General features: G+C 43.2%; 29 protein-coding genes, 1 tRNA gene and 1 pseudogene. 6 read left to right on the forward strand and 25 right to left on the reverse strand.

Annotation, left to right across the window (positions count from 1 at the left end; all coding sequences use genetic code 11):
• Nucleotides 1-11: 11 nt before the first annotated feature.
• The 6 genes from mnhG to AB4Z17_RS07590 are packed head-to-tail and all read right to left on the reverse strand — an operon-like array spanning nt 12 to nt 5,812.
• Nucleotides 12-374 (reverse strand): monovalent cation/H(+) antiporter subunit G, encoded by a 363-nt coding sequence (mnhG, locus tag AB4Z17_RS07565; RefSeq protein ID WP_076266573.1) that lies wholly within the window; start codon nt 372-374, stop codon nt 12-14.
• Nucleotides 358-642, reverse strand: a complete 285-nt coding sequence (locus AB4Z17_RS07570; protein WP_339205809.1) for a Na(+)/H(+) antiporter subunit F1 — start codon at nt 640-642, stop codon at nt 358-360. Before AB4Z17_RS07570 ends, mnhG begins: the two co-directional genes overlap by 17 nt.
• Nucleotides 642-1,118: a Na+/H+ antiporter subunit E gene (locus AB4Z17_RS07575; protein WP_441910976.1), complete on the reverse strand. Its 477-nt coding sequence runs from the start codon at nt 1,116-1,118 to the stop codon at nt 642-644. The genes AB4Z17_RS07570 and AB4Z17_RS07575 overlap by 1 nt, the downstream gene beginning before the upstream one ends.
• A 5-nt stretch (nt 1,119-1,123) precedes the next feature.
• Complete coding sequence (locus AB4Z17_RS07580; protein ID WP_441959051.1) at nt 1,124-2,602, reverse strand: Na+/H+ antiporter subunit D; 1,479 nt, start codon at nt 2,600-2,602, stop codon at nt 1,124-1,126.
• Nucleotides 2,595-2,933 carry a Na(+)/H(+) antiporter subunit C gene (locus AB4Z17_RS07585; protein WP_054025754.1) on the reverse strand — a complete coding sequence of 113 codons (339 nt, stop codon included), beginning with the start codon at nt 2,931-2,933 and terminating at the stop codon, nt 2,595-2,597. The genes AB4Z17_RS07580 and AB4Z17_RS07585 overlap by 8 nt, the downstream gene beginning before the upstream one ends.
• Nucleotides 2,934-2,935: 2 nt before the next feature.
• Nucleotides 2,936-5,812, reverse strand: a complete 2,877-nt coding sequence (locus tag AB4Z17_RS07590; RefSeq protein WP_441959053.1) for a Na+/H+ antiporter subunit A — start codon at nt 5,810-5,812, stop codon at nt 2,936-2,938.
• Nucleotides 5,813-6,074: 262 nt separating this feature from the next.
• On the opposite strand from AB4Z17_RS07590, the gene AB4Z17_RS07595 reads away from it, so the two are divergent.
• On the forward strand, nt 6,075-6,329 hold the full coding sequence (locus AB4Z17_RS07595; RefSeq protein WP_441959055.1) for a hypothetical protein: 255 nt from the start codon (nt 6,075-6,077) through the stop codon (nt 6,327-6,329).
• A 23-nt stretch (nt 6,330-6,352) separates the two neighbouring features.
• Here the strand turns inward: AB4Z17_RS07595 and rpsR are convergent, their stop codons facing one another.
• The 3 genes from rpsR to rpsF all read right to left on the reverse strand — a co-directional run bounded on the left by rpsR (nt 6,353) and on the right by rpsF (nt 7,591).
• On the reverse strand, nt 6,353-6,637 hold the full coding sequence (gene rpsR / locus AB4Z17_RS07600) for a 30S ribosomal protein S18 (RefSeq protein WP_054025756.1): 285 nt from the start codon (nt 6,635-6,637) through the stop codon (nt 6,353-6,355).
• 111 nt (nt 6,638-6,748) lie between these two features.
• Complete coding sequence (gene ssb / locus AB4Z17_RS07605) at nt 6,749-7,270, reverse strand: single-stranded DNA-binding protein (RefSeq protein WP_441959056.1); 522 nt, start codon at nt 7,268-7,270, stop codon at nt 6,749-6,751.
• A gap of 36 nt (nt 7,271-7,306) precedes the next feature.
• A complete protein-coding gene (rpsF, locus tag AB4Z17_RS07610; RefSeq protein WP_054025758.1) occupies nt 7,307-7,591 on the reverse strand; it encodes a 30S ribosomal protein S6 in 285 nt (94 codons plus the stop codon).
• 271 nt (nt 7,592-7,862) lie between these two features.
• On the opposite strand from rpsF, the gene AB4Z17_RS07615 reads away from it, so the two are divergent.
• Nucleotides 7,863-8,045, forward strand: a complete 183-nt coding sequence (locus AB4Z17_RS07615) for a YjzC family protein (protein WP_441910981.1) — start codon at nt 7,863-7,865, stop codon at nt 8,043-8,045.
• A gap of 483 nt (nt 8,046-8,528) precedes the next feature.
• Here AB4Z17_RS07615 and AB4Z17_RS07620 read toward each other — a convergent pair.
• The 4 genes from AB4Z17_RS07620 to AB4Z17_RS07635 all read right to left on the reverse strand — a co-directional run bounded on the left by AB4Z17_RS07620 (nt 8,529) and on the right by AB4Z17_RS07635 (nt 10,063).
• Nucleotides 8,529-8,619, reverse strand: a tRNA-Ser gene (locus tag AB4Z17_RS07620).
• A gap of 80 nt (nt 8,620-8,699) precedes the next feature.
• Entirely contained in the window at nt 8,700-8,912 is a 213-nt protein-coding gene (locus tag AB4Z17_RS07625) for a DUF951 domain-containing protein (protein ID WP_054025760.1), read from the reverse strand.
• Nucleotides 8,902-9,777: a mechanosensitive ion channel family protein gene (locus tag AB4Z17_RS07630; RefSeq protein ID WP_076266582.1), complete on the reverse strand. Its 876-nt coding sequence runs from the start codon at nt 9,775-9,777 to the stop codon at nt 8,902-8,904. The genes AB4Z17_RS07625 and AB4Z17_RS07630 overlap by 11 nt, the downstream gene beginning before the upstream one ends.
• 31 nt (nt 9,778-9,808) lie before the next feature.
• Nucleotides 9,809-10,063 carry a DUF3343 domain-containing protein gene (locus AB4Z17_RS07635; RefSeq protein ID WP_076266583.1) on the reverse strand — a complete coding sequence of 85 codons (255 nt, stop codon included), beginning with the start codon at nt 10,061-10,063 and terminating at the stop codon, nt 9,809-9,811.
• Nucleotides 10,064-10,175: 112 nt separating this feature from the next.
• Between AB4Z17_RS07635 and yyaC the strand changes: the two genes are divergently transcribed.
• The gene (gene yyaC, locus AB4Z17_RS07640; protein WP_339205822.1) at nt 10,176-10,784 is read left to right on the forward strand and encodes a spore protease YyaC; all 609 of its coding nucleotides are present in this window, start codon (nt 10,176-10,178) and stop codon (nt 10,782-10,784) included.
• 15 nt (nt 10,785-10,799) lie between these two features.
• On the opposite strand, the gene AB4Z17_RS07645 is transcribed toward yyaC, so the two are convergent.
• The 5 genes from AB4Z17_RS07645 to noc all read right to left on the reverse strand — a co-directional run bounded on the left by AB4Z17_RS07645 (nt 10,800) and on the right by noc (nt 14,900).
• The gene (locus AB4Z17_RS07645) at nt 10,800-11,282 is read right to left on the reverse strand and encodes a DUF4446 family protein (RefSeq protein WP_441910983.1); all 483 of its coding nucleotides are present in this window, start codon (nt 11,280-11,282) and stop codon (nt 10,800-10,802) included.
• A 27-nt stretch (nt 11,283-11,309) separates the two neighbouring features.
• Complete coding sequence (locus tag AB4Z17_RS07650) at nt 11,310-12,482, reverse strand: aminotransferase class V-fold PLP-dependent enzyme (protein WP_441959058.1); 1,173 nt, start codon at nt 12,480-12,482, stop codon at nt 11,310-11,312.
• 104 nt (nt 12,483-12,586) lie between these two features.
• Nucleotides 12,587-13,438 carry a ParB/RepB/Spo0J family partition protein gene (locus AB4Z17_RS07655; RefSeq protein WP_076266587.1) on the reverse strand — a complete coding sequence of 284 codons (852 nt, stop codon included), beginning with the start codon at nt 13,436-13,438 and terminating at the stop codon, nt 12,587-12,589.
• On the reverse strand, nt 13,419-13,874 hold the full coding sequence (locus tag AB4Z17_RS07660) for a ParA family protein (RefSeq protein ID WP_441959060.1): 456 nt from the start codon (nt 13,872-13,874) through the stop codon (nt 13,419-13,421). Before AB4Z17_RS07660 ends, AB4Z17_RS07655 begins: the two co-directional genes overlap by 20 nt.
• Before the next feature lie 207 nt (nt 13,875-14,081).
• Nucleotides 14,082-14,900 carry a nucleoid occlusion protein gene (gene noc, locus AB4Z17_RS07665; RefSeq protein ID WP_076266589.1) on the reverse strand — a complete coding sequence of 273 codons (819 nt, stop codon included), beginning with the start codon at nt 14,898-14,900 and terminating at the stop codon, nt 14,082-14,084.
• Nucleotides 14,901-15,232: 332 nt separating this feature from the next.
• Here noc and AB4Z17_RS07670 point away from each other — a divergent pair, with 332 nt between their 5' ends.
• Nucleotides 15,233-15,388 (forward strand): hypothetical protein, encoded by a 156-nt coding sequence (locus AB4Z17_RS07670; RefSeq protein ID WP_441959062.1) that lies wholly within the window; start codon nt 15,233-15,235, stop codon nt 15,386-15,388.
• A 96-nt stretch (nt 15,389-15,484) separates the two neighbouring features.
• Here AB4Z17_RS07670 and rsmG read toward each other — a convergent pair whose 3' ends face one another.
• From rsmG to rpmH, 7 genes are all read right to left on the reverse strand, one after another.
• Complete coding sequence (gene rsmG / locus AB4Z17_RS07675; protein ID WP_441959064.1) at nt 15,485-16,207, reverse strand: 16S rRNA (guanine(527)-N(7))-methyltransferase RsmG; 723 nt, start codon at nt 16,205-16,207, stop codon at nt 15,485-15,487.
• Between the two features lies 1 nt (nt 16,208).
• Nucleotides 16,209-18,098, reverse strand: coding sequence for a tRNA uridine-5-carboxymethylaminomethyl(34) synthesis enzyme MnmG (gene mnmG / locus AB4Z17_RS07680; RefSeq protein WP_076266591.1), 1,890 nt, complete (start codon nt 18,096-18,098; stop codon nt 16,209-16,211).
• A gap of 306 nt (nt 18,099-18,404) precedes the next feature.
• Nucleotides 18,405-19,784, reverse strand: a complete 1,380-nt coding sequence (mnmE, locus tag AB4Z17_RS07685) for a tRNA uridine-5-carboxymethylaminomethyl(34) synthesis GTPase MnmE (RefSeq protein WP_339205832.1) — start codon at nt 19,782-19,784, stop codon at nt 18,405-18,407.
• Between the two features lie 96 nt (nt 19,785-19,880).
• Nucleotides 19,881-20,504: an RNA-binding cell elongation regulator Jag/EloR gene (jag, locus tag AB4Z17_RS07690; RefSeq protein ID WP_076266593.1), complete on the reverse strand. Its 624-nt coding sequence runs from the start codon at nt 20,502-20,504 to the stop codon at nt 19,881-19,883.
• Nucleotides 20,501-21,253 carry a YidC/Oxa1 family membrane protein insertase gene (locus AB4Z17_RS07695; protein ID WP_339209793.1) on the reverse strand — a complete coding sequence of 251 codons (753 nt, stop codon included), beginning with the start codon at nt 21,251-21,253 and terminating at the stop codon, nt 20,501-20,503. Before AB4Z17_RS07695 ends, jag begins: the two co-directional genes overlap by 4 nt.
• Before the next feature lie 272 nt (nt 21,254-21,525).
• Nucleotides 21,526-21,897: a ribonuclease P protein component gene (gene rnpA, locus AB4Z17_RS07700; RefSeq protein ID WP_441910992.1), complete on the reverse strand. Its 372-nt coding sequence runs from the start codon at nt 21,895-21,897 to the stop codon at nt 21,526-21,528.
• A 127-nt stretch (nt 21,898-22,024) separates the two neighbouring features.
• On the reverse strand, nt 22,025-22,159 hold the full coding sequence (rpmH, locus tag AB4Z17_RS07705; protein ID WP_054025773.1) for a 50S ribosomal protein L34: 135 nt from the start codon (nt 22,157-22,159) through the stop codon (nt 22,025-22,027).
• Between the two features lie 640 nt (nt 22,160-22,799).
• On the opposite strand from rpmH, the gene dnaA reads away from it, so the two are divergent.
• Both dnaA and AB4Z17_RS07715 read left to right on the forward strand, forming a co-directional pair.
• A complete protein-coding gene (gene dnaA, locus AB4Z17_RS07710; protein WP_076266595.1) occupies nt 22,800-24,155 on the forward strand; it encodes a chromosomal replication initiator protein DnaA in 1,356 nt (451 codons plus the stop codon).
• Nucleotides 24,156-24,475: 320 nt separating this feature from the next.
• Nucleotides 24,476-24,762: pseudogene (locus tag AB4Z17_RS07715) on the forward strand (DNA polymerase III subunit beta); the annotation flags it as partial.

The raw sequence follows: 24,762 nt of genomic DNA on the forward strand, positions 1-24,762 counted from the left end.
TTTGCTGGCAATTATCCCTGTTCCTCTTTAGAGGCGTCCTTCAAATCATCCTGTATGCTTTTATTCCATAGCGGTACGCCTGAACGATAGGCCGCTCTTCCATTCAAATGTCCGGCTACCGGTCCAGTGATGAATACGAACACAATACCTAATAGCAGCTTGGCGCTCGTATGCTCCAAATAAATCATAAAGTATAGGAAAGCGGCTACCAAAATGAACAACACCCCAAGCGTCGCGCTTTTGGTTGCCGCATGTGATCGTAAATAAACGTCAGGAAGCCGAATTAAGCCAAAAGCGCTTAGAGCACCAATTAATGCACCAAACAAAACCATCAGCCCAATAATCAGCTCTCCTGCTTTACTTATCATCTCCATGTTCAAAGACGACACCCCTTTCAATATATCTTGCAAAAGCGGTTGTCCCAATAAAGGTCAATATGCCGATCAATAATATGATATCGAAATAATTTTGTGTTTTTAACAGCATGCAAATGACTGCAATCATCGATAATAAAATGACGCCAATCGTATCCAATGCAGCGATCCGATCCGTTATGGATGGACCTTTGAGCAGCCGGTACATACAACCCAAAATAGCTAGTGACAGTATAACTAATGATGCAATAAGCAAAGTGGACAGCATTACCGAGTCACCTCCATAATCGCTTTTTCAAAAGAATCCTTGATTTGCTGTGAGAGCAGCTCCGCATCATCCATATCCATCGCATGAATATATAATGTTCGGCCATCCTTGGATACGTCGAGCGTCAGCGTCCCTGGTGTCAAACAGATTAGGCAGGACAGCACTGTGATTTCCCAATCTGTTTTGAGCTCGGTTTGCAGAGCAAAAATTCCTGGACGTATGGCGAGCTTAGGACGAACGATTAGTCCAATCACAACGAAGCTGGATACAAACAATTCTTTTATGAACAGGACAAGCAGCTTAAGGATTGCCCATACTCTCCTCATATAAAAGTCATGCGGCCAAAAGCGGCTGAGCAGCCCTATAAATAAAATACCGATGATGTAACCTACGATGAATCGCGGAGCCGACCAGTCATTGTGAAGAAACATCCATACGATAGAAATGATTAAGTTTAATAAGATTTGCAAAGCCATCTCATCTACTCCTTTAATACGGCATCGATATACTGCGCCGGATTGATAAGCGTATGCCCTGCTTCAGAAACGTATTGATACACCCATTCCGATCCGATGCCCATCGCAACGACGATCAAGCATAACCCTGCTGCGGAAACGATAAATCCTTTATTAACGGCAGGCAGCGATTCGGCGTTTTTCATTTCTGTCCCCCAGAAAGCCGCCATAAATATTTTGATCAAGGAATAGAGCACGATGAAGCTTGATGCTAGCGACACAGCTGTAAGCCAGAAATATTTTTCCTGAAAGCCGCCCATAATGATCAGCAGTTTTCCTGTGAATCCACTAAGTGGAGGAATGCCTGCAATGGCTAACGCTGTGATAAAAAACATCCAGCCCATAAACGGATAACGCTTGATCAAGCCTCCCATTTCCTTTAAACGCCCCGTACCAGCAATATACATAAGCATTCCTCCAATAATAAAAAGGAGTGCCTTGGCAACCATATCATGCAGCAAATAGAACACGACTCCATCTAGCGCTTCCTTTGAGCTCACTGCTAACCCAAAAGCTAGAAAACCAACGCTGATGATGACATTGTAGTTCAAAATACGGCCAATATCGGAATAAGCGGCTGCCCCGAAAGCGCCTAAAACCATCGTTGCAGCGGCCATCCAAGCCATCCAATGATGCGTAATCGCAGGTTCATGATAAAAGATAAGCGTAAATGTCCGTATAAGAGCATATAAGCCTACTTTCGTGAGCAGCGCTCCAAACAAAGCGGATACCGCTGCTGGAGGCGCACTATAAGAGCCGGGCAGCCAGAAAAATAGGAACAGTCCCGCCTTTAAAGAAAATACGATCATGAACAGTATCGCTATGACGTTCAAGACGCCGCTCTGACCTACTTCAGCTATGCGCTGTGATAAATCCGCCATATTCAAAGTACCTACAACTCCGTACAAATAGGCGACTGCTGCTACAAATAGTGTTGAGGATAAAATATTAATTAAAATATATTTCAACGTTTCGCGGAGCTGCTTCTTCGTCCCTCCAAGCACGATAAGCGCATAGGAGGAAATAAGCATAACCTCGAAGCAAACAAATAAATTAAACAAATCTCCCGTAAGAAACGACCCGCTCACACCAACGAGCAGAAACTGATAAAATGGATAAAAATAATATTTCTCTCTCTCCTTGCCGATCGTACCGAATGCAAAGAACAAACAGAAGGTGCCGACAATCGAAGTAGCCAGAACAAGCAATGCGGCAAGCATATCCCCAACGAACACAATTCCATAGGGCGGCAGCCAGCCTCCCATATGGAGCGTTTGAATGCCCTCCGTTTTTACTTGATAAATAAGGACAATAGCTGCAGCCAGATTAAAAAGCATACCAACCGCACTTATCCAGCGCTGCAAGGTCACACTATTTTTAAAAAATAAAAGAATAACTGCCGTACACAAAGGAATGAGAAGCGGGAATACAAGCAGGTTATTCATCGTCATTCCCCCTTAACTGCTCCATATCATCAGTACCCAGCTTCTGATAAGCCTTATATGCGAGTACAAAGAAAAACGAAGTTACGCCAAAGCTGATAACGATAGAAGTAAGAATCAGAGCCTGCGGCAGCGGATCAACATACGTTTCCGCCTTTTCGCCAAGCAGCGGCGCAGCTCCTGTTTTCAGCTTGGACATCGTAAGCAGCAGCAAATGAACGCCATGGGTAAGGATAGAGGTTCCCAAAATGATACGCAGCAGGCTTTTGGACAAGATCAGATACACCCCGACTGTAAAAATAACACCGATTGCGAGTGACATATACAATTCCATAGCTACTTATCCCTCCCTATCGTTAAAATGATGGTCATCGTCACGCCAATAACGGTCAAATATACCCCTAAATCAAACAGCATTGCCGTAGCAAGCTCCGTATCGCCCAATAGCGGCAGCTCGAAGTGTCCAAAGGCATGACTGAGAAATGGTGCGCCAAATATAAAAGATCCTACTCCCGTCAAAATAGCAATCGACAGCCCAATCGCTGTTAATACTCGGAAATCAATAGGAATAACCTCACGCATCGTCTGCAATCCAAAGGCCATCGTAAGCAAAATAAATGCAGCCGACGCCATTAATGCCCCGATAAATCCTCCGCCTGGATGGTTATGCCCTGCGAACATTAAATACACTGAGAACGTCAATATAATGAAGATAACGACTTTCGCTATCGTCTTCAGAATAACATCGTTGCTTCTTACTACTGGAAACGCCAGCTTTCCTCTATTGCTTTGCTTAGGCAGAAACACTCTTTCATCCTCTGTGTCCAGCTTCAGCTTAATCATGGCATAAATACCTAACGATGCGATGGCAAGGACAACAATTTCAAGCATTGTATCGAAGCCGCGGAAATCAACGAGGATGACGTTAACCACATTTTTGCCGCCCGCTAATTCGTAGCTCTCTTTTAAGAAAAAGTCTGAGATAGAATCAAACGCGCGATTGCCGCTTGCACCAAGCGCAATTAAAGTCATTATAATCCCCACACTAAGCGCAATAACGAAATTAGATAGTCGAAAACGCAGTGCGGCTATTTCCTTGCTCAGCTTCGGCAAATGATAGAAGCACAAGAGGAACAGCGTCACCGATACTGTCTCGACGATCATCTGAGTCAAAGCTAGATCAGGCGCCTGTAGGATGACAAAAAACAAGGTGACCATATAACCTGCCGCACCCGTCAAAATGATAGCCATCATTCTCGACTTCGTAAACGGTATAGCAATAACCGATATGACTAAGACGATAATAATAACCGCCTCATATACGGATATTGGAGCATAATCCGAGAACTGAAACACATTCACTTTCTCTTGGATCATCGTTAACCCAAGCGACACAATTAAAAATACAAAAATGTACATCAAGTAGTGGCGAATGGAACCCGTCATATAACGGTTGGTCAACCGATTGGAGCCTTTATCCAATACTCGAAGCCCTCCATCATACATTTGGTTCAATGAGATGTGCTGGAAGAGCGGTTGATTGATCCACTGGATACGTTGATGAAACTTGAACAAAAGTGTCCCTGCAATAACAACGCCCATCGTCATAAATATCTCAGCTGTCCAGCCATGCCAGAATTGAATATGCACAAGGAATCGCTCGCCGGGCAGCAGCACATTCGGATGAATCGCAGCCATCGCCGRTTCAATTAAAGAGTACGCAAGCAGATTTGGGAACAAACCGATAACGACAGCTAAAGAAGCAAGAATGACCGGAGAAATAAGCATGCCGAGCGGCGCTTCATGCGGCTTCTTCGCCAGCTTCTCAAACTGTGCTGGTCCCGTAAACGTTCTAAATAGCAAAATCATGCTGTATACAAATGTAAATATGCTTGCAACCCATGCGATAACGGGAATGATAGCCAGCATAAATGAAACGTTGAAAAAGTCCAGCTGCCTAATATTAAGAGCCGCTGTAAAAAACATTTCCTTGCTCAAAAAGCCATTAAACGGCGGCAGGCCTGCCATCGAGAAAGCTCCAATAAGCGCAATGGAGAAGGTTATTGGCATTAGAGCCATAAGACCGCCTAGCTTGCGAATGTCTCTCGTCCCTGTTTCATGGTCAACGATTCCGACAACCATGAACAAAGCGCCTTTAAATACGGCATGGTTGATCAAGTGAAAGATGGCCGCCATCGTTGCTTTTGCATAAAAGAGTGAATCTGTACCTCCTGTGTAGAAAGCCGCCGCCGATCCAAGTCCAAATAAACTCATCAGCAGGCCTAGTTGGCTAATCGTTGAGAAAGCGAGCAATGATTTTAAATCCGTCTGCTTCATCGCTCGGAAAGAGCCATAAATCATCGTCACAAGACCAAAGATCGAAACGAGCCAGAACCATGCCGACTCTCCAGAGAAAATTGGACTGAACCTTGCGACTAAATATAAACCTGCCTTAACCATCGTCGCTGAGTGCAGATACGCACTTACAGGCGTTGGAGCCTCCATCGCATCGGGCAGCCAAATATGGAATGGAAACTGCGCCGATTTTGTAAATGCACCAACTAGAATAAGCAGCATCGCGGGCAAAAACAATAAATGGCCGCTTAGCGTATCAACGCCGCCGATGATTTCACGAATGCTAAAGGTGCCTGACATCACATACAGCAGTACAAAACCAGCAAGCATGGAAAGGCCGCCGAATACTGTAATGAGCATAGATTTTAATGCGCCATACCTCGATTTCTCTCTATGGTTCCAGAAAGCGATCAGCAGGAACGAGGAAATGCTCGTCAGCTCCCAGAAACCATACAGCACAATAAGGTTATCTGATAGGACAACCCCGAGCATAGCTCCCATAAATAGAAGCAAATAAACATAAAAGGATGCTATCGCTTCCTTATTTTTATCCAAATAATAAATCGAATAAAGGACGACTAACGCGCCAATTCCCGTAATTAATAAGGCAAATAATAAACCTAAGCCATCCAAATAAACAGTGAAATTGACTCCTAATGAAGGAATCCACGGGATGGTTGCTGTTATGGTTTCACCGCYTTGAATCGCTGGTATTTTCCATAGAAAATAACTAAACAGCAGAATTGGCAAAGGCAGAATAATCCAACCCGTATGAAGTCCATGCAGCAGCTTTCGCAGCAAAGGGCTAATAGCAGCCATAATAAATGGTAAAATGATGATGATAGATAGCAAGAACACTCTCCCCTTCCTCTACAAATGACTTCCATAGCTTTTCCCTATTTCTATAAAAGTTACTTCCTTTTCTGCCGGAGCCTTAAAAAAACGCAAAAAGAGCCCGCTGTTGGCAGGCTCCTCCGATAAAAAAAGTTAATTTAGTTGTTTTTTGACTACACTTTAGTATATCGTTCAAGTCTAAAATTGTCAAAAGAATTGAGATGACAAAGCGAGGAGAATGAAAATAGTTAAAATGGGGATTACTCTTACTAAAGGAGTGATCATCATGCGGCATACAAAAATAGCGATCAGCTCATTCATTTTCATTCTGATTTTAGCTGGCGCATGGCATTTGGATCAGCAAATGGATCAGCAGCGGAGCAAACAGCTGCTGCAGCCTGCATCCTTACTGCAATACAAAATATATTCAGCGCATGATTCCATCCATCATTTAGAGCCATATTCCCCTTATTTACCTCGTGAATATATGCGTATCATTCGATTAGAAATACAAAAAAAGCCTACTGAGAAACCTCAGTAGGCTTTTTGATTCCAGACATCAACCTATTCAGTCGTGTAAGGAAGCAATGCGATTTGACGTGAACGTTTAATTGCGATTGTAAGCAAGCGTTGGTATTTCGCGCTTGTACCAGTCACACGACGTGGCAAGATTTTGCCGCGCTCGCTAATAAACTTTTTCAACAAATCAACATCTTTATAGTCAATTTTAGAAATTTTGTTTACAGTGAAGAAACAAACTTTACGGCGTTTGTTGCGTCCGCCTTTACGTCCGCTGAACTTACGTTCTGGACGCTCGTCGCCACCGTTATCTCTTTGCTTGAAAGCCATGATAGGTATCCTCCTTATCGTTGAAAATATTACAATTACACAACAGCTTTATATCTCAATAAAGGCTGTGCAACTGCTCCATTGACATGTGCAGCCTGAGCTACACCATTATCAAAATGGCAAATCATCCTCTGATATATCAATCGGGCGTCCGTCATCCTGAAACGGATCACGGCTGTCGTTACGTGAGTTATTACCAGATGGACGGTTACCGCTGCTTTGGGACRCATTGCCGCCGAAATTGCTTCCGCCGGTGCTTGTACCGCCGCTGTAGCTGCTTCCACCCTCTTCACGCGATCCACCGCCATCTTTGTTGGATTCCAAGAACCGAACGTTATCAGCGATAACTTCCGTCACGTAGACGCGTTTGCCTTCGTTGTTCTCGTAATTCCGAACTTGAATGCGACCTTCAACCGCTGTTAAGCGGCCTTTGCGCAAATAGTTGGCGCAAGTCTCGGCCAGTTGACGCCATGTTACAACCGGAATAAAATCCGCTTCACGCTCACCTTGACCACCGCTTGTAAACGGACGATCTACCGCTAACGTAAATTGTGTAACTGCGACACCTGCAGGTGTATAGCGAAGCTCTGGGTCTCTCGTCAATCTACCAATTAGTATAACACGATTCAACATCGTTTCTGACCTCCCAATCGAACAATCCAGCTTGGATTAAGCGGCGTCTCTGACGATCAACGAACGGATAACTTCATCCGTAATCTTCATGATACGGTCAAGTTCATTTACAACTTCAGTAGTTGCATTGAAATGAACGAGTACAAAATAACCATCACGAAGCTTGTTGATTTCATACGCAAGACGACGTTTTCCGCTCACATCTTGCTTTGTGACTTCTCCGCCATTGGAGATAATGCCATGGAATTTGTCAACGATCGCTTGCAAGGCTTCTTGCTCAACGTCTGGACGAACGATGTACATTACTTCATATTTGCGCATATTGTTTCACCTCCTCTTGGACTAACGGCCCCATAAATGGAGCAAGGAACGAGCTTCTGCTCGCATCTCTATACTATATCAAATCTGAACGCCTATGACAAGCGAAAATAGATGATGTTACTGCGCAGGCAACTTTTGGCGATGGTTCATCCATTTTATAGCCGTTATCTGCTACTCATGCAAATTCCATTGCCCGCTAATACTACAACATGAAGGGATAGACCAGTGTATTTATCTATCCGCTCTAACTATAAGCTGGAGGCTGATCATAATGGGTGAAGGTACAATGTTTTCGCCGGGCGACAAAGCTCCGAATGATGGCACATACATCGAGGACGGTGTGAACTCATTTCATATGGGTATCAATAATCCGAAGAAGGTTAAGCTCAGCAAAGGGCAGCGTTTTCCTGAAACCTCTAATCACGAGCGTAAATGGAAACGAATGGGCCATTAATTTTTCTACTTGGTTTTGAATAATAAAACATCAGTTTGGCCATTCTAATTTTTGACGGTGCAAGAGAGGTGTGGTTCCATTGAACCATTTCGGCAAACGCAGAGACACTATACCCGTCTAAAAACGGATTAGCTCTCATAGCGTGAGGATTTCGTCCACTCAGGAGAGAAGCGGAGGGTTGTGCCAAAGACACTTGTCTGTAACACACGCGCATTCGAGCATTGATACACGYTACCGTTCAATCGGCCGTGTATGATTGTGCTCAAAAGGATTTAATGAAGCTTTAGCTGATTTGTTCCGATTGACGAATGATGTTTCAACAGCTTGCAGTGAGAATTGATCGACTCAGCCATTACTCACCGTCAGGAAGAGAGCTCGCAAGAGCTCTCTTTTCTATATTATTTAGTCCGTTGTTGTTCCAAATCTATTAAAAAAGACATAAAAAAACGGTTCCTCTGAAGGAACCGTAAATGTTTGAAATAATGGCGGAGAAGGTGGGATTCGAACCCACGCACGGTTTGACCCGCCTAGCTGATTTCGAGTCAGCCCCCTTGGGCCTCTTGGGTACCTCTCCGCATGTAAAAATTATTGTATCACAGTGCTTGTCAACGCGCAAGTATTTCCTTAAAATCCCTCAGCCGTTCGTACTTCTGATTACGTTAAGCCTTCTTCTGAGGCTTTGGAGCGCAGCACCTTTTTCATGTTTTTTTCAAATTTAGCTCTAGGTATTAGAACGCTGTGCTTACAACCGACGCATTTAATGCGGATATCCATCCCCATTCGAATGACTTCCATTTCATTAGAGCCGCATGGATGCTGTTTTTTCATTTGAACAACATCACCTAGCTCAAATTGCTTACGCTCCATCTTTTTCGCCTCCCTTTCCATTGCGATGATAAGTGACCATTCGAGGATACGGAATTTCAATACCACTCGCATCTAATGCTTTTTTCAGCTCCATATTTAACTTGCGTGATACGATCGGATGCGTATTCGGTCGACACTCAGCAATCACTCGAAGCGTTACCCCTGTTGGAGCAATAGCCTGAATACCAAGCACTTCCGGTGCATTAATTAAATTTTCATCCTTCATCGTGATCATCGTATGTCGAATGACCTCTAGCGCACGATTGACTTCTTCCTCAAAAGCAATCGAAATATCAACAACTGCGATGCTATTATTAATCGAGAAGTTTGTAACCTCATTGATCATGCCATTGGGAACAATATGAACCTCCCCTGTCCAGCTCTGAATACGGGTTGTCCTAAGTCCAATGACTTCTACGGTCCCTTTGAATTGCCCTGTCTGAATCACATCGCCTACAGCGAACTGATCTTCGAGTACAATAAAAAATCCCGTAATAATATCCTTCACCAGGCTTTGCGCACCAAACCCGACAGCAAGTCCGAGTACGCCTGCTCCTGCGAGCAATGGCCCTAAATTAATCCCGAATTCAGACAATATGAGCATAATGGTTATAAAATAGACGACGTAGGAAGTTACATTTTTCATCAGCTTGCCTACGGTTGTCATTCGCCTTGTGTGGTTGATCAACATCTTGTTCTCACGCTCTAAAATAATTCGATCAATGGTTTTATGGATTACCCATACAACTACACGGCCAATGAATAAGAACATAACGATTCGCAGCGCAGAACTACCAAATGCTTGCCATAATTCATTGTTTGTCAACCAATCAACAAATTCATCATATCGTTCTCTGATTGACATCACAATTCCTCCTCATTAACTTTGAATATATTTACATGTCGATTTGCTCATAACCGGCTTCAATCGGCTTAAATATACCTCTAACTTCCACGTTTTCCTGCACAATAACTTCCTTAACCGTTATCAAATCTTCCTCAGGAAAATGAATAGATAATGCGCAGCCGGCTGTAATTTCCTTCGGCGTGGGACATATGTCAATTTCAATATCTGCGTATTCGAGCAGCATTTCTGCACGCAATGCTTGCTGAGTTGAATCGAAGGCAATTAACACAAGCAAGACCTCCATTAAATTAGCATGACAAACTTTCTTCGCAAACAAAATATCAAAACTATCTGACGTATAAAATGGTTGTCCTATCCATATACTAGTAGCATATCGGTATAATCGGAGGGATTCTATGAAGCTTTCATTTATTAAAGAGACGCCTTTGAAGGTACCCTACACCACCGCAAACGTAATTGGCATGCTAGTAAATCGACTTACAGCCATGCTCGAAGAAATGGCTGCTGCACGCCCCATCGTAGTTGTCTGCGTAGGCACGGACCGTTCAACAGGTGACTCTTTAGGACCGCTGATTGGAACCTCGCTATCGAAATACCGCAGCCCTCATTTTTCGCTATTTGGCACGCTTGAAAATCCGGTTCATGCTATGAATTTAGATGATACCCTTATCGAGATCAATCGGCGGTTCCACAAACCATTTGTGATTGGCATTGATGCCTGCCTTGGTCAAGTATCCAGCGTAGGCAGCATTCAAGTTGGTGTAGGCCCTGTGCGTCCTGGTGCTGGCGTCAACAAGGACCTTCCTCCAGTTGGCGACATTCATATTACTGGTATCGTTAATGTAGGCGGATTTATGGAGTATTTTGTGCTGCAAAACACTCGTCTGCATCTCGTTATGAAAATGGCCGACATTATTTCGCTCAGTCTATTTACTGCTATTGCGAACAATGCGCATATCACGACCAGCGTTCTTGAACAAACCGCAGCATCGGATAATATTTAATAACAATTAAGCTTCCTATTTTGCCTCCAAAATTGCTTTATGCTCTTCTGGGGTTAATGGGTAAACGGATTGGCCTTTTTCAAGAGGTTTTGCATAGACATAAGTATTTTCCCTGCTATGAATACCTGAAAATACGGCTCCATCCTTCTCATCATTGATAATTGCGATTGAAAAGCTGAGATCACTGCCCTGTTCAGCAAAAGCGTTATAACGAATGACGCCTACTTTTCCTTTTTGCTTTGTTACAGTAGATTGCATTTCAATTAGCTGCGCCTTCAGCCCCGCATTCGCTTGCTGCTGCTCGGCAAGGCCTTGCTTCAATTCAACAATGACATCTTCCATATTCGTCACACCTGTATTCCCCATAACCGCTGTATATTGCTTTCTTAGCTTTTTCAGCCGTCCGCCTAAAACCGCTATCCAAATGAATAATACGATGGCAAATAACGCAATGCCCACCGTAACTGCATTCATCGGATTTGATGTCCAATCTTCCATCTTAGCTACTCCGCCCCCAGTTCAATGCTAAACGCCATATTGCTGTGCAATCTCTCTGATTGCACCTGTTAACTCATCAATTTCTTCATTCGTTGTAAATACACCGACACTTGCTCGTATAGCTCCTGTTTCCAATGTTCCTGCACAAGCATGTGCGAGTGGAGTGCAATGAAATCCAGCTCGCACAGCAATTCGGTAATGCTGATCCAAGATGAATGATAATTCAGAAGGATCAACGCCCTCTAGGTTAAAAGCTACAATACCTGTTCTTTGTTCCCCAAGCTCTGGTCCCAGTATTTTGACTCCCTTTACTGGTTCAAGGCCTTGCATTAATCTCTGAGTAAGCATCCATTCCTTAGTATGGATATTGTGCACCGTCTCATTCAGAACATACTGTACACCGGTTTTGAGCCCTGCCAATCCCGGTGTATTTTGTGTTCCCGCCTCATAACGATCAGGCCTCACTTGAGGCTGCTCTACAGCCTCAGATTGGCTCCCTGTTCCGCCATGCAGTAAAGGCACCAAATCAAGCTCGGGATCGATGTACAGCCCTCCTGTGCCTTGTGGACCGAGCAACCCTTTGTGTCCCGGGAATGCCAGCATGTGAATGCCCATTGTTCTTACATCTATAGGTAAAATACCTGCGCTTTGCGCGGCATCAACTAACAATTTTATTCCATGCTTCCTTGTTAGTTCAGCTATATCCGCTACAGGCATAATTGTTCCTAACAGGTTGGAACTATGATTAACAATAGCAAGTGTTGTGTTAGAACGAATAGCTGAGGCAACATCATCTATGTTAATATTTCCACGTTCATCCGATTCTACATATGTCACTTCAATACCGATTGTCTGTTCCAGAAAATATAAAGGTCTTCTTACTGAATTATGTTCAACTGAGGTTGCGATAACATGATCACCAGGCTTCAACCAACCTTTTATCGCCATGTTTAATGACATCGTCGTATTAGAGGTGAATGCTATATCATTCGGGTTTTTTATGTTAAATAGTTTAGCCAATTGTTTACGCGTTTCAAATAATATTCGACTTGCTCGCACAGCCATAGCATGACTGCCTCTTCCCGGATTAGCAGCGTCATTTAACATAGCATTAACGACTGCTTCTGTTACTGCAGGCGGCTTAGGCCAAGAGGTTGCCGCATGATCCAAATAAATGAGTGATTGATTATGATTGCTCACGAATTTCACACCTTTCCTAGCTGCCTGCTCACAACAATGGCATACCTTAGTTTAATCTTTCAAAAGCAAGATTACAACTAAGGTATGCCATTGTTTGGTATAGTCTATGCCATGTATTGAAGCAATTCTAGCAAACGTTCCAAATCCTGTTTACTATAGTATTGAAGCTCAATTTTACCTTTATCTTTTTGCTGTTTAATTTTTACTGTCGTTTTAAATCGTTCACGAAGCGACTCCTCTAAATGGTCAATATACGGATCGCGTTTTTTCTGACTCGGCTTGGCTGTATCTTCCGGCTGCTTCGAATCAAGCTTCTGAATCGCCTCTTCAAGTTCGCGGACACTCCACTCTTGAGAAACGGTAAGATCTGCTAATTCCTTTTGCACCTTATCATCTTTAATGCCGACCAACGCTCTTGCGTGACCCATAGAAATTGTTCCACGTGAAACATTATCTTTTATTTCAGTTGGCAACGAAAGCAATCGAACGAAGTTGGCAATATGAGAACGGGACTTTCCGACCTTCATGGACAACTCTTCTTGCGTAAGCTTGAACTTATCGATAAGCGCCTGATAAGCAATTGCAACTTCAATTGCATTCAAATCCTCGCGCTGTAGGTTCTCTATTAAAGCAATTTCCATAACCTGTTGATCAGTAAACGATCTTACAACAGCAGGTATAGTCGCATTTCCACAATATTGCGAAGCGCGGAAACGTCTTTCACCTGCTATGATTTCGTAACCTTTCAATACTGTACGAACAATAATAGGTTGAATGATCCCATGCTGCTTAATGGATTCTGCTAATTCTTTAATCGAATCCTCATCAAATGTTTTCCTAGGTTGATACGGATTAGGCCTTAGTTGGGATAAGGTAATTTCAATCACTTTATCATCGTCATTCACAGAAAGCGATGGGATAAGCGCATCCAGCCCTCTACCTAGCCGCTTGCTCATACATAATCACTTCCTTTGCGAGTTCAAGATAAACTTCTGCACCTTTAGAACGCGGGTCGTATGTGATAATAGCTTGTCCATGTGATGGCGCTTCACTATGCAAAGACTTTTTCAAACGCAGCTCTCTTGATATCGTCGGCACTAATTCGATTTCGGCACCAGCCAATTGAATCGTTGCTGGAATGATTTTCAGACCTGGAACAGCCGTCTCAAACATTGCATCTTTTGGATGGACCTCATTAATAAGCACATCGTAAATACAATTCGTTACGTCCCCTTTGTTAATACCGAGACCACTTGTTGTATTCCCTTGTGGATCAATATCAACTAGCAGCACTTTTTTACCAAGTGATGCAAGACAGGCAGCTAAATTGACAGACGTTGTCGTTTTTCCGACACCGCCCTTCTGGTTGGCTATTGCAATTATCTTCGACAAAACCGGCTCACCTCTATGTGTACAACTTTTATGTGCTATTTTCTTAAGATCCATTAACGTAAAAATGATAATAACATAAAACTTGTTAATTATCATGAATCATACACGTGCAGCACATTTAATAAAAAACTAGCTACAAATGGCATCGCCGCCCTCAGTGAGGACGGCACAAATAAGCATTAAATTATACTATTTTAAGATATAACTCTATCTTTTAGGGATCTGGATCGTAATTTCATAATGATCTTCATGATCCTTTTCATTCGTCTTAATTTGCAATCCAGAACCAGAAACCATTTCAATGGATTGTCTGATTGTATTAAGGGCCAGACGTACGTCCTTAGTAAAAGAAATACGTTTCGCTTTCTTGAGTTTGGTTGACTCTTTTAGGAAAGCGATTCTAACCTCAGTCTGCTTAACATTCAAATCTTTAGTTATGATTTCATCTAATACTTTAAGCTGCAATTCTTCATTATCGAGCGACAACAAAGCCCTTGCATGTCGTTCCGTAATTTTCCGTTCCATTAAAGCCATCTTAATCGTATCATTCAACATTAACAATCTTAATTTATTGGCAATCGTCGATTGACTTTTCCCTAAACGCTGAGCCAAGCTTTCCTGTGTTAATTGATGAAGCTCGATTAATTTTTGATAGGCTATCGCTTCCTCAATTGCTGATAAACCTTCTCTTTGAAGATTCTCAATTAATGCAATGGAAGCTGTTTGTGAATCGTTGAATTCACGAACAATACCAGGGATCGTATCGTAACCAAGCTTAGTAACAGCACGCCAGCGACGTTCCCCTGCTATGATTTCATATCTTCCATTACGCATACGAACAACGATTGGCTGAATAACACCATGCGTTTTTATCGTTTGACATAATTCTTCAATTCGGTCATCATCAAAAATCGTCCGCGGCTGAAATGGGCTTGCGTCGATTTCTTGAATCGGTATTTGCCGAACTTCTTCTTGCGGTATGCGCTGCTCGGACAGGCCGAACAATCGAGAAAATTGTTCTTTCATATCGATAATTACCACCCGATCATGAGATAAACCTTGTTTCTAATCACTTTAAAAGAAACCATATCGCCATCATAGTAATGGGAAGCATGCGTTTCACACAAAATGTCAGCATTAACACTAGTAAACTAGGAAAATGTCTCCATTCTATTAAAAAGCAATTACAAGGTTTTTGCAATAAATACGCTTCAGCAGTAAGATTGGTTCATTGCCAATTGGATTATTTCGGTTACTAGAACCTCTCTCAGGTAATAATCGTCAACTGCACGGCGAACATCCATAACAAAATTCATTCGGAAATGATAGGAGAGGCTTCAGTTAAAATATAATCAGGTATGGCTGTAAAGCTTGATACGATGCTTATATTTGCCCGTGATACGAACTTCAATGTGTCTTATGAAGACGTTTCTTGGTTCGTCTATGTAACGGTATCGTCCAGTCTCTTCATCTACTATAATAATTCGACTATCACTGGACGATCTCCTGCTTGACATCATTTTAGAACAAATAATTGTTATAAGAAAATGGAAGTTCTTTTCCCCAAGTAACCATTTGCAAAATGTTTCACGTGGAACATTAGATGCCAGCTACATAAGTGGCTGTTTTAGTGGAGTGCCTGCTTTTCTAGGGTATTTACGCGGAGTAGCATCTAGCTTCTCTATTAAAATAATATGTCGCTCGGATTGCTCGTTTGGAAGCGATAACTGATGCTGAGATTTAATTTTTCCTTTGAGCTCTCTTAGGCTAAAAGCTGCCTCCCGAACTTCTTCATCCGATTGCGAGCCTTTCATTGCAGCAAACAATCCGCCTTTTTTTACGAAGGGCAAACAAAATTCATTTAATACATTTAATCTCGCAACTGCCCTTGCCGTTACTAAATCATACTTGTCACGGTGGTCTGGCAATTGTGCAATATCTTCAGCCCGGCCATGCAAACATAAAACCTGATCTAAACCAAGCTGCTCTGTCAGATGCGTTAGGAATTGTATTCTTTTATTCAAAGAATCAACAATCATGATTTGCAAATGAGGAAAACAAATTTTCAAAGGAATACTAGGAAAACCCGCTCCTGAGCCTATATCAGCAAGCTTGCGAACACTGTCCATCTTCGTATAAAAAGAAAGCGAAACGGAATCATAAAAATGTTTCTCGTATACAGCATCACGTTCGGTAATGCCGGTCAAATTCATTTTCTCATTCCACTCAACGAGCAGGCGAAAATAAGTTTCGAACTGTTCGAGCTGAACGGGAGAAAGCGGAATGCCGCTCTCCTCCATTCGTTTTGTAAACCATTTTAAAGTTTCGTCCATATTATGATCCTCTCGCTGCAGTAACACGGTTGTAATGCTCCAAGTATACAAGCAGTATGGAAATATCAGCTGGCGTAACGCCGGCAATCCGTGACGCTTGACCAATAGATAGTGGTCTGATAACAGAAAGCTTTTGCTTTGCTTCAGATGCTAAGCTGCGAACATCACTATAATCAATGTCATCAGGAATACGTTTTTTCTCCATTTTGTTCAAACGTGCCACTTGCACAAGCTGTTTCTCAATATAACCTGCATATTTAATTTGAATTTCAACCTGTTCCTTCATTTCCTCTGTCATTTCGGGAACGGAAGGTACGACCGTTTCCAGCATCGCATAAGTAACTTCCGGTCGACGAAGCAACGATAACGCATCCGTGCCATGCTCCATTGGAGCTGTACCAGCTGCTATCAGCATTTCATTCGCTTGATCAGGCTTTACTTTAGTTCCGCGTAGACGTTCAATATCCATTTCAACCAATTCTTTTTTACGCAAAAATTTATTGTAACGTTCTTCCGAAATAAGACCGATTTCGTAGCCCGTTGGCGTTAGACGATAATCTGCATTGTCATGGCGAAGCAGCAATCGGTATTCCGCTCTTGAAGTAAGCAAACGATAAGGATCGTTCGTCCCCTTCGTAACAAGATCGTCGATCATTACACCGATATAGCCATCTGCACGACCAATAATAATTGGTTCTTTCCCTTGTACCTTGCGTGCAGCATTGATGCCAGCCATAACGCCTTGTCCCGCTGCTTCCTCATAACCAGAAGTTCCGTTTATTTGTCCAGCTGTGAATAAACCGTCAATCACCTTTGTCTCCAAAGATGGCCACAGCTGTGTAGGAACTACCGCATCATATTCGATCGCATATCCGTTACGCATCATCTCAACTTTTTCCAAACCTGGTATAGAACGTAAAATGCCGAGCTGTACATCTTCCGGCATACTTGTGGAGAGGCCTTGTACATAATACTCAGAAGTATTTTTACCTTCTGGCTCTAAGAAGATTTGGTGTTTGGGCTTATCAGCAAAACGGACGATTTTATCTTCAATAGAAGGACAATATCTTGGGCCCGTTCCCTCAATCGCACCTGAGAACATTGGGGCACGATGAAGATTGTCATTAATAATTTTGTGCGTCGCTTCAGATGTATACGTTAACCAGCAAGGCAATTGCTCGTTTGTTGAAGATTCCGTCTCATGCGAGAAAAATTTCGGTTTATCGTCGCCAGGTTGAATTTCTGTTTTCGAAAAATCAATCGTATCTTTGTGAACACGCGGAGGCGTACCCGTCTTGAAACGTACAAGCTCCAAACCATGCTCCTTCAAGCTTGCCGAAAGTCTAACCGATGGCTGTTGATTATTTGGTCCGCTCTCATACATCAGCTCGCCCATAATAATTTTGCCGCGCAAGTAGGTGCCCGTTGTAACAACCGTTGTCTTTGCACGATACTCAGCGCCTGTTTTCGTAACGATCCCTAAGCATTTTCCATCCTCAACAATAAGCTCTTCAGCCATTCCTTGTCTCAGAGTCAAATGAGGTGTTTCTTCAATCGTCTTTTTCATTAAATGCTGATAATCAAACTTGTCAGCTTGCGCACGCAGTGCATGCACTGCTGGACCTTTACCTGTATTAAGCATCCGCATTTGTATGAACGTTTTATCGATATTACGTCCCATCTCACCGCCAAGAGCATCAATTTCACGCACCACATGGCCTTTTGCAGGCCCGCCGATAGATGGATTACATGGCATAAAAGCAACCATGTCCAGATTTATTGTAAGCAGCAGCGTTTCGCAGCCCATACGTGCAGCCGCAAGTGCAGCTTCACAGCCTGCATGCCCCGCTCCAATGACGATCACGTCATATTCACCAGCTATATATCTCATTGTCCTTTACCCTCCCAAAGGTTTTCGTAGAAAACCACTTCGTAAGCATAACCGAAGGCTTTCATTGAAAACTTTCTTATGCCCCATCATTTCAGTGAAACCTATATGCTGAATAGAATAACGATTAGCTCGATATTCTATTTCCTTAATTAACACTTAGAGCTGCACTAATCTTAATTAACACAGGCAGCTGGAAACTCTGCCTTATTAGCAAAATCACTTTTTAGCAGCGAACTAACTTTACTTCTTCATTAAGGCCACACGTTGTAAGTTTAATTCATATCGGCTGCAAAAGCCTACTTCCATCTATTTCCCTAAGCAGAACTGCGAGAAAATTTGATCGATTAATGAATCTCCAGCCTCATCACCCAAAATTTCACCAAGCGACTCCCACGCGGATCTGGCATCGATCTGAATAAGGTCAATCGGTATTCCTGTATCAGATGCCTCTATTGCATCGACTAGCGATTGTCTTGCCCGCTTCAATAAAGCAATATGTCGAACATTGCTCACATATGTCAGATCACCTGATTCGAGCTGGCCTTCAAAAAACATCTCGCTAATCGTTTTCTCTAAACGGTCTAACCCATCTTCCTCAAGAACCGACATTTTAACGATGGAATCGACCGGAATCGACTCCTCCACCACCTCAATTTCTAATTGACGCGGCAAGTCAGTCTTATTTATGATCGCAATGACTGGGCGACCCTTCATTTGCAGCAATAGCTCCCGATCATCAGCCTGCAACGGCTCATTATAGTTCAGCACTAGCAAAATGAGATCCGCTTCTTCAAGCGCATTGCGAGAGCGCTCCACCCCAATTCGTTCAACAACATCCGTTGTTTCACGAATACCAGCAGTATCGAGCAGTCGAAGTGGAATTCCGTTTAGTGCTACAAATTGTTCAATGACATCGCGAGTCGTACCCGGGATATCAGTAACGATAGCCTTATTTTCCTGCGTCAGTACATTCATAAGAGACGATTTACCGACATTGGGACGCCCAACGATTGCTGTTACAATACCTTCTCTTAGTATCTTGCCTTCGTTTGCGGTTTTTAACAGACGATCTATTTCATTAATAGCAGAATCGCATTGGTCACGAATAAACGAGCTCGTCATTTCCTCTACGTCATGCTCCGGATAATCGATGTTCACTTCTATATGGGCAAGCAGCTCAATGACCGTCTGCCGCAAAGCTTTAATCCTCTTCGACAGAACGCCCTCCGCTTGTTTGCGGGCAACGGAAAATGCTCGATCAGATTTGGAACGAATCAAATCGATAACAGCCTCTGCCTGCATAAGATCGATTCGACCATTCAGGAAGGCACGCTTCGTAAACTCGCCTGGCTCCGCTGTGCGATAGCCGTCCAGCTGCAATACGACATCAAGCACCTTTTTAACGGCGATAACGCCACCATGTGCATTAATTTCGACAACATCCTCCGCGGTAAATGAACGGGGGCCTCTCATCAGCGTAACAAGTACTTCTTCAACCTCTTCTCCAGACCTCGGATCGAGAATATGACCATAATGCAGCGTATGTGTATCCGCATCATTTAGATTTATTTTCGAACGAAAAACACTCGCGATACCTGCAATTGCCTCAGGTCCGCTTACTCTTATTATTGCGATTCCGCCTTCTCCGACTGCTGTGGAAATGGCAGCTATCGTATCATGTACCATTGCTGTCAGCACCTCTCAAATGGAAAAACAGCAATGACCATTATGAGCCATTGCTGTGGATAGCGTATTGATTCGTATACATTTATATTGTACAGCTTATTGTCTTAATGCAATAACGACTCGCCGGTTCGGCTCATCGCCTTTACTAAACGTTTTCACCTTAGGGTGGTTCTGCAACTGCGAATGAATAACTTTGCGCTCATGCGGCGACATCGGCTCCAAGACAACTTCTTTCCTGGTGCGGATAACTCGTCCCGCCAAACGATCGGATAAATCCGCTAACGTTTTGCGGCGGCGCTCCCGAAAATCTTCTGCATCAAGTACGATACGCAAATGACTGTCTGAATAACGATTAGCCACAATATTAACCAAGTACTGTAATGCATCCAACGTTTGTCCGCGACGTCCAATCAGCATGCCAAGATCTCCACTGCCTGTTACAGCAATATGTATACCGTCTCTTGTTTGCTTTCGATCGATGTTTACTTGCAATCCCATCGTGCCAGCCACTTCACGGAGGAAATTCTCCGCTTCAAGCATRGGATCGGGAATAAGCTCAAGCTCAACTTTCGCTTCCTTTGCGCCGAACAGTCCAAAGAAACCTTTGGTTGGCTGCTCAAGCACAACTTGTTTAACGCGGTCTTCAGTTACTTGCAATTGTAATAATCCGTTACGTACAGCATCTTCTACCGTTTTCCCCGATGCAATGATTTTCTTCATTTCGCAGGGGCCTCCTTACCTTTGTCAGAYGAACGAACGTATAGGAAGTAGTTTTGAATGATTGTGTAAATGTTGCTGTAAACCCAGTACAAAGGAAGAGCCGCTGGGAAAGAAAGTGCCATTACAAAAATGAGCACAGGGAAGATCGCCAGCATCATGCCCATACCTGGCATTGTTTGTGTTTGCTGCTTCTGCATCATCTTTGACTGAATGAACGTTGTAGCGGCAGCAAGAATAGGAAGAATGTAATACGGATCTTTCTCTCCAAGCTGAAGCCACAAGAATGTATGCTCACGAATATCAGGGTTTTTGTAGATTGAATTGTACAAAGCGATAAAAATCGGCATTTGAACAATTAGAGGCAAGCAGCCCGCCATCGGATTTACTTGATGCGTTTGGAAAAGCTTCATTGTCTCTTCTTGCTGTTTTTGCGGATTGTCTTTGTATTTTTTCTTAATTTCAGCCATTTGCGGCTGCAACGCCTGCATAGCTTTGGAGCTGCGGTATTGTTTTAGCGTTAACGGCAAAATCAATGTTCTTACAATGATCGTCAGGAGCAATATCGCAAGTCCGTAGGATTCGCCAAACCAGCCTGCGAACGTATCAAGCGTTAAGGCAAAGTAATAAACGACGTTCTTCTCCCAGAAGTTCCCCTTCAATAGATCAGCAGTCTCGGTTGTCTCTGTTGATGGAGCGCCGCATCCTGCCAGCACACCCATAAGCAGAACAAGACCGAACACTAAAATCATTTTCTTGTTTTTCGTCCAAAACAACAACTTTAAAACTCCTCTCTGAAAGCCATTACATCAAGCGTCAGCGGCAATAGCCGTACTCTTGCGGCGCAGCATATGTTTCGTGGAAAAATACAGGCATTGTATGACTAATACAATCTTATATTTTCAATCTAGACTATACCATAATTTATGGGACAAAGAAACAACGAGACTATCCATGCATCCGCTTTCTTGGCGCATGCTGTATCACGTTTTTTAGGCATGCGAAGCAAGCCGGCAAAATATCGTTAATCTGCCTGCTTCTCCTTTGGATTACTCGTGCTTTTCAGCAAACCGGCCTTCTTCAATACATGAAGAACGCTCTTCTCCATATCCTTCATCTTCATCAATGTAGCAGGCTTTCTTACTATTAGTATGAAGTCGGTTCTGGGAACGATTCGATTGGCTTGGTGACGAACAATTTCCTTAATCATTCTGCGCATGCGATTACGTACTACCGCATTGCCTATTTTTTTGCTTGCCGATACACCGAGGCGAAATGGTTCCGCCGATGGTTGTTTCGACCAATAGACGACGAATTGCCCATTCGCAAACGATTTGCCGCCTCGATAAATCCGGCTGAAGTCTTCACGATTGCGAAGACGCAATTTTCTATGCACGACTGTTGGCCACCGTTCTCTTGTTCATCTTCTAAGTATAGTCAGCAAGCGAGCAGCCTAAGCTGCTGCTCACCCACTCCTCATCCTCACAAGCAAAAAAAAAAGACCACCGGACGTGGTCTTCTGCTTATGCGCTCAGTACTTTTCTTCCTCTTTGACGACGCGCTGCCAAAACTTTACGTCCGTTCTTCGTGCTCATCCGTTTGCGGAATCCATGCACTTTCGCGCGTTTGCTTACATTAGGTCTAAATGTAGGTCTCATCGTTCTGCACCTCCTATACTGCGTGTTTCCAATCAAGCGTAAACGGCTCTCGCCGTCATGGTTTGACGGAGCAGCATCGTTTCGCGGTGTATATAAGCAGCATTATAAGCATGCACCTATAACGTCTTATATTTAAAAAAACGCTTTTTTTATTAAACCATGCCCAGCCCCAAAAGTCAATGATCAGCTCCAGCACCCTCTTGTTGATAAAAATAATTTCAAGTCAGCTGTGGATAAACGCATGAATTGACTTCGTTTTTCAAAAACTAATAACATGTGCACAATCCACAGACGGGTTAAACGAACTTTGTCGAAATCTTAACAAGATATAAACAATATGTAGTGGTGTAGATAACTTTTATGCACAAGCAGTTGAGAATGTGGATAAAATATGCGATTTCGTTGAAATATAAGGCATCTTTTGCTATGATAATTATGTTTTCACTGTGGATTAGATCAATATTGCCTCAGTTTTATCAACAGCCTGTGGATAACATTGTGAACAAACTCATCCCCTATTTATAACTCATTCACTTATTTCTCTTCATAATGTGGATGCTTTCGTTATAATACCCTTGTTTTCGACATTTTTTCTTGCAACTGCGCCACTTGTGGCGATTTGGATAAGGAGTGACAGTCTGTGGACAGCCATACCTATGATTTATGGCAGCAAGTGTTGTCGATCATACAGACGAAATTGAGCAAACCGAGCTTTGACACTTGGTTCAAAGCAACGAAAGCTAATTTTGTTGATGATTCCATGCTTGAAGTAACAGCGCCGACAACATTTGCGGCCGAATGGCTGGAGGGCCGTTATACGAAGCTAATAAGAACGACATTGTTTGAGTTTTTGGGCAGACAAGTTGATGTTCGCTTCTCTATTGAGGAACCGAAGGGTGCGGAGCCCGCATATATGTTCCCGCCGAAAGCGGTGCATTCCCCTGTCATGAATGAGGAAGCGACACCTACTCATATGCTTAACCCGAAGTATACGTTTGATACATTCGTTATCGGTGCTAACAACCGTTTTGCGCATGCAGCATCGCTAGCCGTGGCGGAAGCGCCGGCCAAAGCTTACAATCCATTGTTTTTATACGGTGGAGTCGGGCTAGGAAAAACCCACTTAATGCATGCCATTGGACACTACATCATGGATCACAACCCGAATACGAAAGTTCTTTACATCTCGTCTGAGAAATTCACCAACGAATTCATCAACGCTATCCGTGACAATCGTGGTGAAAGCTTCCGTACGAAGTATCGCAATATCGACGTTCTACTTATTGACGATATTCAATTTCTAGCCGGAAAAGAACAGACGCAGGAAGAGTTTTTCCACACCTTTAATGCGCTGCATGAGGAGCGGAAACAAATTGTCATTTCAAGTGACCGGCCTCCAAAGGAAATTCCTACGCTGGAAGAAAGGCTTCGTTCTCGCTTTGAATGGGGACTTATTACCGACATTCAGCCGCCGGATCTGGAGACGCGGATTGCAATACTGCGCAAGAAAGCACGCGCTGAGAATCTAGATATTCCTAACGAAGCGATGATCTATATCGCTAATCAAATCGATACAAATATTCGTGAACTGGAGGGTGCCCTTATTCGGGTAGTCGCCTATTCATCCTTGATAAATGCAGACATTACGTCGCATTTGGCGGCAGAAGCGCTTAAGGATATCATTCCTTCCAGCAGACCTAGAATGATTACGATGCATGATATTCAGACGAAGGTTGGGGAGTTCTACGGGCTGCGGCTAGAGGAATTCAAAGCGCGGAAACGAACGAAGGCGGTAGCCTATCCTAGGCAAATCGCAATGTATCTATCCAGGGAGCTCACCGATTTCTCGCTTCCGAAGATTGGCGAGGCTTTCGGCGGGCGTGACCATACAACCGTCATCCACGCACATGAGAAAATTACACAGCAGCTTAAAATAGATCAGGACCTGTACAAAATCATTCAAAACCTGACCGAAAAGATCAAAAATCATATGTGAACAACTAAGCAAGCCTATGCACAAGCTATGCACATGTGGATAGGCTTGCTTTATCGGTCTTCCATGGGGTTATCCACATATTCAGTGCCCCTACTACTACGACTACTAAAAATCATTAAAAAAACATCATCAAATACGGGAAAACGGCTGATGCCAGCCTTTACAGGCAAAAGCTCGCTTCGCGGTGAAGTATAAGGTTTGTATAACGTTTAAAAATAAACGCGAAATCATCAACACATAACCAAATTACGCCATTTTCAAAAAATCGTTTGTGAGAGCTCATACTTGGATGAATTTATAAGAACGCTAGGAGTGAAATCATGAAATTAACAATCTCAAAAAATGAATTAAACGATGCGATCCAGCAAGTAGCAAAGGCTGCTTCCTCACGTCCTGCTATACCTATTCTCGGCGGTATCAAAATTGAGGTTACTCATCTTGGGGTAACACTTACAGCAAGCGATACCGATATCTCTATTCAAAGCTTCATCCCTGTGGAAAGAGATCAATTCGTTATTGCACATGTGGATAAACCGGGAAGCGTCGTTTTGCCCGCAAAGTTTTTCGTGGAGATTGTAAAAAAACTCCCATCCGAGCAAGTCGTTAT

Source organism: Paenibacillus sp. TAF43_2 (genome assembly GCF_052113545.1).
Classification (GTDB): Bacteria; Bacillota; Bacilli; order Paenibacillales; family Paenibacillaceae; genus Pristimantibacillus.